This window comes from Flammeovirgaceae bacterium SG7u.111 (assembly GCA_034044135.1).
GTDB lineage: Bacteria > Bacteroidota > Bacteroidia > Cytophagales > Flammeovirgaceae.
The window spans coordinates 3671629-3684988 of sequence record CP139021.1; the positions used below are offsets into that span (position 1 = coordinate 3671629).

The following is a 13360-nucleotide window of genomic DNA, read 5'->3' on the forward strand; positions in this document are numbered from 1 at the left end:
GTTTTGAAATGATGTTATTGGTGGGTAGATTGTAAGTGGCAGATATATAAATTATGCTCAAACAGGTAGAAGATAATAATATGATCCAATCAAGCCATCACGATATAAAAGTCTATCAAATAAATACGGGCTTTTACGAATTCGAAAACTTATCTAACACTCAAGAAATTGTTGAGCATATTATTAAGGATCATAAAAAGAGGTTTGAGACTCCATATGGACTTGAAGACCAGCGTTCAAGTTTAGAAATTGAACCAATCAATTATTTACTATATGTTTTCAATGAAATTGATAAGGAATCCATCTGGAAGAGTTTTCTTCCAAAAGAAATTACTGAACAACATGATTTTAGTATACAGAGCACTTCCTTCGCCCTTTTTATTCTTATTGAATCTGAGATTTTTGTTCTAATTGGTGGTAAGGGAATTTCTGTGATCAAGAAATTTATAAACCACTCCTTTGGGCTTGACTTGTATGAAAAAATTTCAGATCCTGATAATGATATTGTACATTCTCAAATGTCACGAGGAGTTACTGGTAATTTAACCTCAGAACAGAAGACCTATAGGAATGAACAAAAACTTATCGATTCATTATCAATTGGAAGAGTTCCTAACAAATTCTATTTATTACTCAGGCAGGATTTAAAAGACTCAATATTTGATTTTATTGATTTTGATGATGAGAATGTCTATTTAGAAATTGGCTCTTCATTTTGCCTTAAATGGAAGCTGTCATTCGAACAGACACATGAATTAATATTGAAATTAGTTGAAATACAGAAAAATGGAACGGGCAAACCCTTAAGTAGATTTGAACGCATAAGGGATTCCAAATTTTGCAAAGATAGCTTAGAAATGGCCCTTTATGATCATTTGCGGAATGATATGGTAAGAATGAATACACTTGGTTCTACCACTGTAAACAACTTGGATTTCGACTTTGTTCATCCGCAAAAGTTGAATCTATTTTATGAATGTGATATTTATTCGGCATATAAGAAAGGATCTAAAACTCCATTTTTTGAAACACGAGATCGCACAAGATTATATTATGAAACCCTGAAATATCTCTATGAAACTGTAGATCAGCATGACGCTTGGAGTTTTATAAAACATCTTTCAGGGGTTAGAATCAGGGGTTTTGTAGGTGAAGAGAAAAAAACTGAGGCAATGTTTATTAACCACTTAACCTGTGAGGTTCCTGTAAATGGTAGCCCTTACTTTCTTATTGACAATCTCTGGTACAAGGTAAGAGGGGATTTCATAGATACTATTAACGAACAATGCAGTTCAATGCTTCAATCAAATGAGTTGAGCCCTAACCCACTGACTAAAATCTGGTTTAGGGATATAGATGAGGGAATGTACAATTTAGAATATCTTGAAGAAGACAATTTTATAGTTCTCGATAAAATGCTAGGGCAAAATATAGAGTTGTGTGATTTGCTATATGAAACCAATGAAAATATTTACTTAATCCACGTAAAGGAGGGTTTTGATGCTAAAATCAGAGATGTGACTAACCAAGTTTCGATTTCTGCAAATAGATTATGGAATGATCTAAAATCTGATTTTCATTTCGTAAATACTGTCTATAGGCGTTATTCGGAAAGTACCAATTTTGAGTATAATAGCATTTCCGTAGAAGATTTTCGACTAAAATTTAAAAAGGACATAATCTATGTTATTGCCTTTTGTCACAACAGGATTAATAAAAAAGTATCTGAGGACATTCAGGAGTTTAAGTCGAACATTGCAAAATTTTCGATAATTCAAAGCATTAGGGATATGCAAGGCAATAACTACCCACTTAAAGTGATAGAAATAAAAAGAGAATAACATAATAATTTAATTGTGTAAATATGAATAAAAGACATTATATATTATACTATTTGGATTGCAGAGAATCTGGTTCAACCTGCTCATAGTTTATACACAAAGGACAAAGGGACTCATCATATAGATTTCCAAGAACATCCCTTTTCAGATGACAATATCTTATTTGTAGCCAATAGGCAAGTCTAAGCTTTTGATCTAAATGGAAGCTACGAAGGCTTCCTTATTCTGTTTACAAACTCCTTCTTTTTCTCTGATAATAAGCTTCCATTTATTCTTCCAAACCATGGGATCTCAACTTTCAAATAGCAAATCCTTTGTTGCCTCTATCAGATAAGAAGAAAGCAACGTTCGCCTCCCATGCCGCTCGGCTCTGTCGAGTGGAAACTATTAGTGTAGCCTCTGGCTACCTTGGGCGGGGATGCCCAATTCATAACCCTCATCATGCCAAAGCTTGACAGCTGCGGCCGAGTAAAACAACACGCTTGATTGAAAGAACCTAAGTTCCGCAATGTCAGTTGGTGTATCGGGGGGAGATACCGGGTCGTAGCCCGGCATGACTCGGTTTTTTCTTGGGATGATACTGGTTTGGGGTTGCCCCGTCGGGGTCGTTTTAGACCGCCCCCGACGTTCGCTTATCGACCTTTCTTTCGCCGAACGTCAGGAGGCGTCTGAAACGACTCCGACGTATGTGCCGCTCCGAAAAAAGGGCTCAACCGCTCGGCTCTGTCGAGTGGAAACCTCTCCCTCCTACTATTCAATCTCACATTGCTCCTCAAAAGGAAAGCTCTATAATGACTTCTGTCCTATGCATAAGGCTTGCAGTGTCCTTTTTCTTCTTTCATTAGCGACACAATTTGTGTCAACTTTTTTCGGGATGCCTTAGAAGCTATTTGGAAATATATCTTCAAAATTCTTATGTGCTTATTTCCTCATCAGATCTAAAACTTACAAACCCAAAACAACTACATATTACTGCCGGACGACTACTTTTTGGTGCCAAACAAGGACTTTTTAATGCCGGAGAAAGAGATATTTCTTCTGAAATATGAAAAATCAAAGACGATATATGAAATATTTGTGCCGATGAACGTCTTATTTTTCCCGAAATATGAAAAATCAAAGCCGTTATTAGACTTACGAAAGACGATATACTCAATATTTTTTCCTTTTTGCTCCTTTTTATTGCCTTTTTTCTTCTTTTCTGAGCCGTATGAAGGGTTATTTGCCCTTGCGGGTACATTTTTGGGTTCTTGGCAAGGGTAAATTCTAAATTTTGTGAATTTTATTAAAATGGCACGTGGGTATTATGGGGTATTTAGGCAGTTAAATCCTTTGCCCAAATGAAATCAGTAGTTCAACAGAGTAAATCTGATGAACCGATTTATAGTTTACCTGTTCGGTTTTAGCTTAAACTATTCTTGTCATTGATTCTTTCTCCACTTAATGTATCATAATAAGCCTTCCCTCACTATCTCTCCTTCTCAATTGATAAAAGCGATCTTGGCTACGTGTGTTTCTTGCCCGTCTTCAGAAGCACTGTAGACCAGATAGATGCCTGTTTGCGCACGTTGGCCGTTGTAGTTTGCCCCGTTCCAGGTAGCAGTGCCTCCCGCAGCTTGTGTTTGCCAAATAAGCTTGCCCGCAATATCGGTGATCTTGACCGTAGCGTTGTAGCTCAAGCCCGAAATACTAATCAAGCCCCCAAAACTTGGCAGCACAGGATTGGGGAATACCTTTACATTGCTATGCTCGTAGGTAGCCGAAGTAGCCGTTCCTCGGTATGAGATAATCCCCTTATCAGTAGCGAAAAAGACCTCTCCTGTTAAGGGATTTGTTTCAATATCTATGATGGTATTGGAGAGCAGCGGGCTGTTGTCTTCGTCGAAAAAGGAAATGAGCTCCGAGCCGTCGTCACTGAAGAGCCATGCACCGTTGAGCGTGCCTATCCACTTGCGGTTGCCACCGTCTACTTCCATAGCGGTTACCTTTTCCCCTTCCAGCAGCCTCCTGCCCTCGTAGCGGGGAATGGTCGCATCGCCCGAAGAGGAATCGAACACTCCGCCGGGGTTAAAGAACTCCGCAACGCCATCATCGGTCCCCACCCAGATGCTTCCGTTGATATCTTTGGCAAAGGCATTCACATTCCCATTGGGCAAGTTCCCAAAGCCCGACCCTTCTGTTAGGTAGCGGCTTTTATCCAAGTCCTCGTTGAAGACGAAAAGTCCCCCACCCCTCGCCGGGCTCACAATAGACCAAACAGAACTAAAATCATCAACCAAAACCTCCAGTGGAAAGCGGGAAAGCGTGGCATCGAAGGCAAAAGAGTCCCATGTTCCATCTGCATTGAGTCTATGGAAAGATGGCGAGCCTTCTGGAACGTTGTAGTTGGCAAACCAGAGGTCGCCTACATTCCCCACGTTCATTCCCGAAACAAATTTATTTCCTTGGAAGTCCGAAACTATGGGGGAATTGGGAACGGAGGAGACAGTATTGTCTTCTTGGTTCCAGCTAAGCAAGCCGTCACCAAAACTTGCTAAATATACTAGCCCATCAGAGAAGTTGATCTTGCTGGCTACCAAATCTGACGTTTGGGGAATAGGGGTCGCTCCAATAAAATTTGGTTGCGAAGTAAAATTCTCCCATGTCCCATCTTCATCAAAAACATAATAACCAGAAAAATTCCCAGAGGGCACCATGTCTTCGTCATATCCTCCCGACAGCGCCATCACCTTCGTGCGGAAAAAGTTCAATTTGAAAACGGAAGGGTCAAAAGTGCCAGAAGGCGTATATTTTTCAACTACCCCTTCTGAAACCTTTAACAAACCACGCTCTTGGTCGGCTACCCAAAGGTTTCCCGAGGCATCGGGGAAGGCATCGAAAGGAGCTGGCCAATCATCTGCTTTCAGCTCATCTACCTGTTCGCTTTTATCTATCAAAAATACCTCTTCTCCTGTTGAAAGAAACAACTCTTCTGCATTTGAAGTCAAGCTTTTGTACATTTTTCCTGAAGCGATGCTTGTATTGGAAACCGTTCCACTTACATAGCTATACAATCCATCGTTTTCTTGGGTGAAATAGCATTTCCCATCAAAAAAAGAAGCGTGTTGAATCTCGTTAGCGCTCTGGGCAACCACCCGCCAGTTTGTATAATCTTTGAGATTTACATCTTCCGATAAAGAACCAACCATTAGCCCATGATCGGCTGCTATGAAAATACTGTCTGCACCAAATGTAGTAGAGAGTACCTCAATTTCAGCACCCTCTGGGCCTATGTTGTTATAAGTATCTTTGATGCGGTAAGTAGCCAAGTCAAGGATAACTACCCCAAAGCCCGTGGAGAAATAGCCGTATTTCCCATTGATGCTGAGGTGATGAATTGTTTTATCATCAAAATCACTATTGAGAATGGATCGGACGTTGACAATGCCTTCTTCGTTCATCAAATCGATGTTGCCATTTTGATAGCCGATCACCAAAGTTTTCAGTGTTTCCGAATATCCCAGCGCAGCTACTTGCGAATCGCTCAACCCATCCACTTTAGAGAGTACATTCAAACTATTATCTTCCTGATCTAAAAAGAATAGAGAATTTCCAGAGGCACAATACACTTTATTGTCGCCCATGGTCAGTTTTGAACCTTTGTGGTACGTTAGGTGTACCCGCCAACTACCCACAGGGATATTCGACTGGGCAAACACTTGGAGGGAAGTTCCAATGAACAAACTGAGTATGATGGCCTGAATGAATTTCATGTAGTTTATAATAGGTGCTTAGTTTTTCAAAGACAAAAGTAAGACAGGAAACAGGAAATAAAAGATGGAAAGACTATTACTCTCCTTGACTATGTTAAAGCATGTTTAATTTTCTGTGTTTTTTAACAATGCCATCAACCTAATTCCCTTTTAAGTTGTCCTTACTTTAGCACTAAATCAACCTAACTCTACTCATGAAGCATTTTAAACTCAAATGGCTATTTCTACTCCTGCCCCTAGCCTTTTTTCTTTCCTTTACAGACCCAGGCTCTCTATACGAACCCGTCCTTATGCTCCGAAGTGAGATGGAAAAGGCCGTACAACTGAAGCCCGCTAGGGAAATCAAAACCCCTGGGAAAATATGGGTACAAGACCAGTATATTTTTGTAATAGAGAAATACAAGGGGATTCACCTGATAGATAATACCACCCCTACCCAACCCAAAAAGATAGGTTTCATCCACATAGATGGCTGCACAGATGTAGCTGTGAAGGGCGATATCATTTTTGCCAACAATGCAGTCGATCTTATCGGCATCAAAACCTCTCCCAATTTCCAATCTGTCTCCGTAGTAAGCAGAAACAGAAGTGTACTCCCAGAACTTGAGTCGCCCGAGGGCTGGAGCAACTCCGACTTTGAAAAGAACAGGCCTGAAAACTCAGTCATTGTAAGATGGGAATTATACAACAAGTAACACCTACCGACATGAAACATCTCAATAAAATATATCTTATAACTTTTCTTATTCTGCCATTACTAAGCCTTACTTCCTGCGAAAGTGGAGATGCAAGTTTTGATGTAAGCAATCCATCGACTTCCAAAGGAGGCTCTACGGCTACATTTGCCCTCAAAAATGATTATTTGTATGTGGTGGACACTGAAAACCTAATGGTTTTTGACACTCGGAATGAAAGCGATTCTAAGTTGATCAATACCATTCAGGTTGGGTGGGGCGTAGAAACCATTTTCCCTTTCCAAAACCTCTTGCTCTTGGGCACGCAAAGCGGCGTTTTTATCTACGATGTATCTTCACCAGCATCGCCAAGGTATATTTCCGACTACCAGCACATCGTTGCATGCGATCCGGTAGTTACTGATGGGAAATATGCTTACCTCACCTTGAGGGAAGGTACTGCTTGCCGAAGGGCAATCAATGAACTACAAGTTTTGGACATGACCGACATAACTAATCCACAACTTATCACTCAGGTGAACATGTCGAACCCAAAAGGCTTGGCGCTGCATGGTAACATGCTTTATGTTTGCGACGAAGGGGTTAAAGTTTATGATGTGAGCGACCAGCGCAACCCCGTTCTAATCGATCAAATTCAGGGCATACAGGCAAATGACATCATTTACCATCGCAATCAACTCTTGGTAACAGCCGAGGAAGGCTTCTACCAATTTGACATCGATAACCTACAACAGTTAAGCTACTACACCTACTTATAATGAGATATTTATACCTGCTTTTTATTCAATTATTTATCCTTCAGGCAAGTTTTGGGCAAAGCAATACAGACCCTTTCAAAAATCAAAAACAAGCAGTACTGATCCTGCCCCAATATGCTGCCGTTTCGGGTATCAGGATAGATTATGAGCGGAAATTAAAAGACAGCAACAAATGGCTTATCTTCTCACCTCAAGTTTATTTCTCGAACACCAACGATAATTTCACCGGTTTTGATGAATTGCGAGGAATAGGCCTAAACCTGTATTATAAAAAATTCTTGCATTATTCTGTGAAGGAAAACCCAAATGGTTTGCCGAGGGTTTCGCTTTACTTTTCAACGGGGCCAACCTACCAATCTTTTTCGCTAATCGACATTGAGCAAGTTCCGGTAGAATACACCGAAGAAGACGTGAGCTATATCCGGTTTGAAGAGGGCAAGGTCAAAACTCGTATCAATAGACTTGGTGCTGATGCTAATTTTGGTCTCCAGCTTAATTTCAGCAATTTCATCCTCAACCCTTATGGGGGAATTGGCCTGCGGTATTCTATGGACGAGGAGGGGAACCTAGTCGATTTCTTCAATGACGAATGGATTGACTTTGGCTATTCGGGAATTATCTTGACCGGCGGGGTTCGGCTTGGATTCTTTATTTAGAGGAAGTTATCCAATATTTTGCAGCATGAAATAATTTCATGCTGCAAATGACCTATTTTCGCTTGGTGAATTAAAACGTTAAGTACTTCTATGAAAGAACATTGGGATAACCGCTATTCATCTAAAGAATACGCTTACGGAGAAGCTCCAAACGAATATTTTAAAGAACAACTCTTGCAACTTGAACCTGGCAAGATCTTATTGCCCTCCGAAGGCGAAGGTAGAAATGCTGTATTTGCCGCCAAGATAGGTTGGGAAGTCACCGCTTTCGACATCAGCAAAGTTGGTAAAGCTAAAGCAGAAGCGCTAGCCCAAAAACAAGGGGTAAGCATAGATTACCACCTAGCTGAGTTTAGCAAAATCTCATTTGAAGAGGGATCTTTCGATGCCATCGGAATTGTATTTGCCCACTTTCCCCCTCATTTGCAAGCTACCTATTACAAAACGCTAAGCACTTACCTGAAAAAAGGAGGTGCGCTCATTGCTGAGGTTTTCAGTAAAAACCAATTAACATACCAAGCGGCAAACGAATATGCTGGCGGCCCTAAAAACATAGACATGCTCTTTTCCACCGAAGAGGTTGTCCAACTTTTTCCCGACCTAGAATTTGTAACCCTTGAAGAAAAAGAAGTAGCATTGCACGAAGGTATTTACCATGATGGCACAAGCTCCGTCATCAGAGTTTTGGGGAAGAAAAAGTAAGCTTAAGATTTTACTTCTAACCCTTTTGCCCCCTCTTTCATACTTTTTGGAAAGCATTTCCCCCTCCCCCAAAACTTTTCCATTCATTTTTTAGATTCTTTAGAAGAATCATTTAACTTTTCTCAAAATTCCCGTGTCAATTTTTTATGAAGATAAACACTTACTTTTCCATGAAGCATTTCCTCGCTATCCTACTTTTCCTAGTCGCTTTCCTTCCTCTTTCTTTTGCCCAAACCTATCCGTTGGGTCTGAATCCGCCCTCGCTCAAGTGGCAGCAGATAAACACAGACAAGGTGCAAGTTGTATTTCAACAAGGGCAGGAAGAAAAAGCCCAGCGTGTAGCCAACTTGGCACATTACCTGCACGACAATCACTTGGAAACCTTAGGAGAGGAAAATGGGAAAGTAACTATCTTTTTACAAAACCAGACCACTGTTTCCAACGGTTTTGTAGCCTTGGCACCTTTCAGGTCGGAATTTTACATGACACCTCCGCAGCAGAGCTTTTTGGGAACTGGCGATTGGCTGGATCTTTTGGCTATCCACGAATACAGGCACGTGAACCAAAATTTCAATGCTAAGAAAGGAATCTCCAAGGCGGTCACTTGGGTGTTTGGGGAAAACGGGCTTGCACTGATGAGGGCTACTGCTATTCCCCGCTGGTTTAGCGAAGGCGATGCCGTGGTAGAAGAAACGGCATTGAGCACGGCAGGCCGAGGAAGGAACCCGCTTTTCGATATGGAATATCGAGCTGTTTTTGAGCAAAAGAAATTCTACAATTATGAAAAAGCTTCAGCTGGTTCGCTCAAAGATTTTGTGCCCAACCATTATACTTTGGGGTATTATATGGTGGGAAATGCCCGAAGGCTGTACGGAAAAGAAATATGGAATAATGTTTATGAAGATGCTGCCAAATACAAAGGATTATTTTATCCGCTTAGCAGAAATTTAAAGAAACACACCGGCCTAAAGACAAAAGACCTCTACATGCAAACCATGCGAAGCTTGGATAGTATTTGGTCAGACCCTGTTGCCCAACCACAGTTAAGCCTTCCTTTAGATATCAGCACAAAAAGCACAAAGATAGTCACCAGTTACAACGTTCCCCAGTTCCTAGAAAACGGAGATCTCTTGGTGGAAAAAAGCGGGTTTAACCACATCCGAAGTTTTGTTAGAATTGACAAAAATGGCAAGGAAGAAGTGATAATAAAACCGGGATTGAATAATGGAAACAACATTGCTCTTTCCACAGCCAAAAACAAAATAGTGTGGGCTGAACAAACATTTGACGTACGCTGGGGAAGTAAAGATTTTTCGGTGATCAAAATATATGACCTTTCTACCAAGAAAAAGAAAACACTTACCAAGCAAAGCAAATACTTCACTCCTGCCCTTTCGCCCGATGCTACCAAGATAGTAGTTGCCGCCACCGAAGCTTCGGGGGAGAATGCCTTGGTGGTGCTAAGCACGGAAACGGGAGCGGTGCTCCACAAAGTAGCCAATCCTGATAATTATTTTTTCTCTCAACCAAAATGGTTGGAAGATGGGAAAACCGTAGTGACCATTGCCCAGAAAGATAACCAGCAGGCCATGCTCTTGGTAAACACCCAAACAGATGACTATAGAGAACTTTTGCCTTGGGGAGTTACCCAAATGACCTACCCTTTTCCCAAAGGAGACTTTGTGTACTTTTCGGGAGCGTACACAGGGGTGAACAACATATTTGCCGTGCGCGCTTCTTCGGGAGATGTGTACCAGCTTACTGCAAATAAGATAGGGGCATATGAACCTACTGTCTCTGCCGATGGTAAGGATTTGGTCTTTACCGAGTTCACCGCAAAAGGTTACAAACTCAAAAAAATAGCCGTGCAACCTGCCATGTGGCCAGTGATAGATGCAAAGCAAGCGCCTGCTCCTATCAATTTCCATGAGGAACTTGCCGAGCAAATAGGTGGGTCTGCGCTGGAAAATATTCCTGACGAAACCTTTTCTGTTTCTAAGTACAAGCAAACTAATGGGTTGATCTATTTGCACAGCTTTCAGCCCATTCCTTTTCACCCAAACTACACGGCGCAGCTCCAATTCGATAATAAATTCTCTACGCTAAGCGCACGGCTGGGCTTGAATTACAATGTAAACGAAAACAACACCCGCTATTTCTTTAACCTGAGTTACGGGCAGTTTTTCCCAGTGCTGAAAGCAGGGGTTGACTTTGGAGGAGAAAGAACGAGAGGCAATCCATATGTTTTTGAAGACTCAAATGGAGACCCTGATATCGCTTTTTATAACAAAAAGTGGAAAGAAAACGATTTCTATGCGGGCTTTACCTTGCCTTTTAACCTTACCCACGGCAACTATTTTTCTAACCTTTCTTTCACTGCACTTGGGCACTTTTTGGATGTCGATTATCAGCCTACAGGCTTAAATTTTGACGGCACAGAATTGCGGAGAAGTGGAAGCTTTGGGGCTGTTGACCTAGAGCTTGACTATACTAACCTTTTAACCAGAAGCCGAAGGCAATTCCACCCTAGGTGGGGGCAGATGATAGATGTTTCATTCAAACAGACGGTGGGGACAACGAATAATGAAGGAGGGACCTTAACTGCTAATGGCACTTTCTATTTTCCCGGTCTTTTGCTAGATCATAGCCTTTTCTTTATAGGTAACTATAAGCAAGAAGGGTTTACGGACAGTTATAAATTCAGAGATGACTTTACTTATGCAAGGGGGTACAACCAATTTGTGCCTTTCGATCAGATTTATAGGCTCTCTGCAAATTACGGCTTCCCTTTGATCTATCCAGACCTCGCACTTGGCTCTTTGGCTTTTATCAAACGAATAAGGACAAACCTGTTTTTTGACTACTCATCAGCTTTTCTTAATAAAATGAATGCGGCTGATCTACCAAGCGATTTTAATGGGGCTGTTGAGGGCGAAACTCGGGAACTAACTACAGTTAACAGATCTGCCGGAGTAGAATTGATCTTCGATTTTAGGGCACTCCGCCTTATCGAATTAGGGGCTGGTGTTCGCTATAGTTACCTACTCGACTCCAATTCGGAAAATGATCAGCATAAAATTGATGTTATTTTGCTTACTGTTGGTTTTTAGAATTTGAAACAAGAAAATGTATTTAGACACTGAACTGATAAAAAAACAATATCCCGCTTTGGCTGAGCCAGGCTTGGCAGAAAAAATAGTGGAACACGGCAAGCTTATGTCGGCAAAAGCTGGTGAAGATATCATCCGCTTTGGAAGCTATGTAAAATTTGTCCCACTGGTGATCCAAGGAAAAGTAAAAGTGATGCGGGAAGATGGTGAAGGCAACGAGCTATTTCTCTATTACCTCGGCGAAGGAGAAACTTGTGCTTTTTCCCTCAACTGCTGCATGCGGCAGGAAAAAAGCCAAATAAGGGCCACTGCCGAAGAAGAAACTTGGCTCATAGCCATTCCTATCCGCTACATGGACGAATGGACGAGTACTTACCCTTCATGGAAAAATATGGTGATGATGACTTTCAACTATCGCTTTGAAGAATTGATAAAAACGGTAGATGCCATCGCTTTTCTCAAAATGGACGAGCGCTTGGAAAGATACTTAGACGAAAGATCAAGAGGGCTAACACCCAAAGTATTAAACATTACCCATCAGGAAATTGCTACTGAGCTAAATACCTCACGGGAAGTAATTTCTCGCCTACTGAAACAACTGGAAAAGCATGGAAAAATAAAGCTTGGAAGAAATAAAATCTCGATAAATTGACTTGTGTGATTTTTATCACTGACCCCCATGGGCACTCCTATTAGTTTTGTATCATCATTAAGAAAATAGAACAACAACTTAAATAGGTACAATCATGAATTTGGAGCAATCGATAGCATCGGGAAAGGCAACAATTGTAGATGTAAGAAGCGAAATGGAATATCAAATGGGTCATTGCGAAGACTCCATCAACATTCCTCTTCACGAACTTCCTGAGCGAATAGATGAATTCAAAACAATGGCTAAACCGCTAGTGCTGTGTTGTGCTTCTGGTAATAGAAGTGGGCAAGCAACCGGTTTCTTGCAACAGCAAGGCGTTGATGATGTTCATAATGGTGGTCCTTGGCAAGAGGTTCAATATGTAAAATCAGGTGAAGTTCAGTAAACCCCTTCTAGCAACTCAATTTAACATACCTAACTTGTAGATAAATGTTCGGATTTTTGAAGAAAATGCTCGGTGGACCAAGTGTCGATTTGGGCGAAGTGATAAGCCAAGGAGCAGTAATCATAGATGTGCGCACCCCTGGGGAATACAAAAGCGGGCATGTAAAAGGCTCGGTAAATATCCCCTTAGACAAGGTCAGTGCTAACATTGATAAGATCAAGAAATACAACAAGCCAATCATCACTTGCTGTGCCTCGGGCATGCGAAGCGGTTCGGCGGCATCTATCTTGAGGAAAAACGGGTTAGAAGAGGTCTACAACGGTGGAAGCTGGGGTAGGGTTAACAACCTGAAAAGATAAAGGATCATCTTTTGTGTAAAAATAGGTGCAGTGATTCGCACCAATATTAATCTTTTTTAAGGGTTTGGGTTTATGCCCTTAAAAGTGTTTGATTTCTTAAAGCTGCCTCCATTCAACTGGTATATTTTGGATAAATGGGTTTAGTCAGAATGTGTGCCTTTGGCAAGGCAGCTTTTTTTTGGAAGAAGATATTTAAACGATAAGATGAAAGAATTACTGTTAAAGAATTGGTCGGTTATGCGAATTTTCAGAGTTGCTTTAGGTTCTATTGCCTTGGCAAACGGATTTGCCGCCAATGAGGTATTTATGATGATTGTTGGAGGGATTGTGCTGTACCAAGGCATAGCCAACGTGAAGTGTGGCGGAGGCGCATGTACTACAGGAAACTGTGAGATAGCTCCAAAAAACGAGAATGCCAAAAACCAACACCTCGGCAGATAAGAAATAAAG

General features: G+C 41.3%; 11 protein-coding genes. 10 read left to right on the forward strand and 1 reads right to left on the reverse strand.

Features of this window, described 5'->3' with window-relative positions; translation table 11 throughout:
* The first annotated feature begins 53 nt into the window (after positions 1-53).
* The gene (locus R9C00_14230; protein WPO38614.1) at positions 54-1841 is read left to right on the forward strand and encodes a DUF6119 family protein; all 1788 of its coding nucleotides are present in this window, start codon (positions 54-56) and stop codon (positions 1839-1841) included.
* Positions 1842-3322: 1481 nt separating this feature from the next.
* On the opposite strand, the gene R9C00_14235 is transcribed toward R9C00_14230, so the two are convergent.
* Positions 3323-5593: a two-component regulator propeller domain-containing protein gene (locus R9C00_14235; protein ID WPO38615.1), complete on the reverse strand. Its 2271-nt coding sequence runs from the start codon at positions 5591-5593 to the stop codon at positions 3323-3325.
* 194 nt (positions 5594-5787) lie between these two features.
* Here R9C00_14235 and R9C00_14240 point away from each other — a divergent pair, with 194 nt between their 5' ends.
* From R9C00_14240 to R9C00_14280, 9 genes are all read left to right on the forward strand, one after another.
* Positions 5788-6288: a hypothetical protein gene (locus tag R9C00_14240; GenBank protein WPO38616.1), complete on the forward strand. Its 501-nt coding sequence runs from the start codon at positions 5788-5790 to the stop codon at positions 6286-6288.
* On the forward strand, positions 6267-7046 hold the full coding sequence (locus R9C00_14245; GenBank protein ID WPO38617.1) for a hypothetical protein: 780 nt from the start codon (positions 6267-6269) through the stop codon (positions 7044-7046). The genes R9C00_14240 and R9C00_14245 overlap by 22 nt, the downstream gene beginning before the upstream one ends.
* Positions 7046-7702 (forward strand): hypothetical protein, encoded by a 657-nt coding sequence (locus tag R9C00_14250; GenBank protein WPO38618.1) that lies wholly within the window; start codon positions 7046-7048, stop codon positions 7700-7702. Before R9C00_14245 ends, R9C00_14250 begins: the two co-directional genes overlap by 1 nt.
* A gap of 90 nt (positions 7703-7792) precedes the next feature.
* Positions 7793-8404 (forward strand): class I SAM-dependent methyltransferase, encoded by a 612-nt coding sequence (locus R9C00_14255; protein WPO38619.1) that lies wholly within the window; start codon positions 7793-7795, stop codon positions 8402-8404.
* Between the two features lie 170 nt (positions 8405-8574).
* On the forward strand, positions 8575-11514 hold the full coding sequence (locus R9C00_14260) for a hypothetical protein (GenBank protein ID WPO38620.1): 2940 nt from the start codon (positions 8575-8577) through the stop codon (positions 11512-11514).
* Between the two features lie 16 nt (positions 11515-11530).
* Positions 11531-12166: a Crp/Fnr family transcriptional regulator gene (locus tag R9C00_14265; GenBank protein WPO38621.1), complete on the forward strand. Its 636-nt coding sequence runs from the start codon at positions 11531-11533 to the stop codon at positions 12164-12166.
* Between the two features lie 94 nt (positions 12167-12260).
* On the forward strand, positions 12261-12551 hold the full coding sequence (locus tag R9C00_14270; protein ID WPO38622.1) for a rhodanese-like domain-containing protein: 291 nt from the start codon (positions 12261-12263) through the stop codon (positions 12549-12551).
* A 44-nt stretch (positions 12552-12595) separates the two neighbouring features.
* Positions 12596-12910, forward strand: coding sequence for a rhodanese-like domain-containing protein (locus R9C00_14275; protein WPO38623.1), 315 nt, complete (start codon positions 12596-12598; stop codon positions 12908-12910).
* Positions 12911-13114: 204 nt separating this feature from the next.
* Positions 13115-13351 carry a hypothetical protein gene (locus R9C00_14280; protein ID WPO38624.1) on the forward strand — a complete coding sequence of 79 codons (237 nt, stop codon included), beginning with the start codon at positions 13115-13117 and terminating at the stop codon, positions 13349-13351.
* Positions 13352-13360 lie beyond the last annotated feature (9 nt).

Coding starts and splice junctions, on each gene's coding strand:
- R9C00_14240 (WPO38616.1), top strand. CDS start 5,788: ATGAAGCATTTTAAACTCAAATGGCTATTTCTACTCCTGCCCCTAGCC.
- R9C00_14245 (WPO38617.1), top strand. CDS start 6,267: ATGGGAATTATACAACAAGTAACACCTACCGACATGAAACATCTCAAT.
- R9C00_14255 (WPO38619.1), top strand. CDS start 7,793: ATGAAAGAACATTGGGATAACCGCTATTCATCTAAAGAATACGCTTAC.
- R9C00_14275 (WPO38623.1), top strand. CDS start 12,596: ATGTTCGGATTTTTGAAGAAAATGCTCGGTGGACCAAGTGTCGATTTG.
- R9C00_14250 (WPO38618.1), top strand. CDS start 7,046: ATGAGATATTTATACCTGCTTTTTATTCAATTATTTATCCTTCAGGCA.
- R9C00_14230 (WPO38614.1), top strand. CDS start 54: ATGCTCAAACAGGTAGAAGATAATAATATGATCCAATCAAGCCATCAC.
- R9C00_14260 (WPO38620.1), top strand. CDS start 8,575: ATGAAGCATTTCCTCGCTATCCTACTTTTCCTAGTCGCTTTCCTTCCT.
- R9C00_14235 (WPO38615.1), bottom strand. CDS start 5,593: ATGAAATTCATTCAGGCCATCATACTCAGTTTGTTCATTGGAACTTCC.
- R9C00_14265 (WPO38621.1), top strand. CDS start 11,531: ATGTATTTAGACACTGAACTGATAAAAAAACAATATCCCGCTTTGGCT.
- R9C00_14270 (WPO38622.1), top strand. CDS start 12,261: ATGAATTTGGAGCAATCGATAGCATCGGGAAAGGCAACAATTGTAGAT.
- R9C00_14280 (WPO38624.1), top strand. CDS start 13,115: ATGAAAGAATTACTGTTAAAGAATTGGTCGGTTATGCGAATTTTCAGA.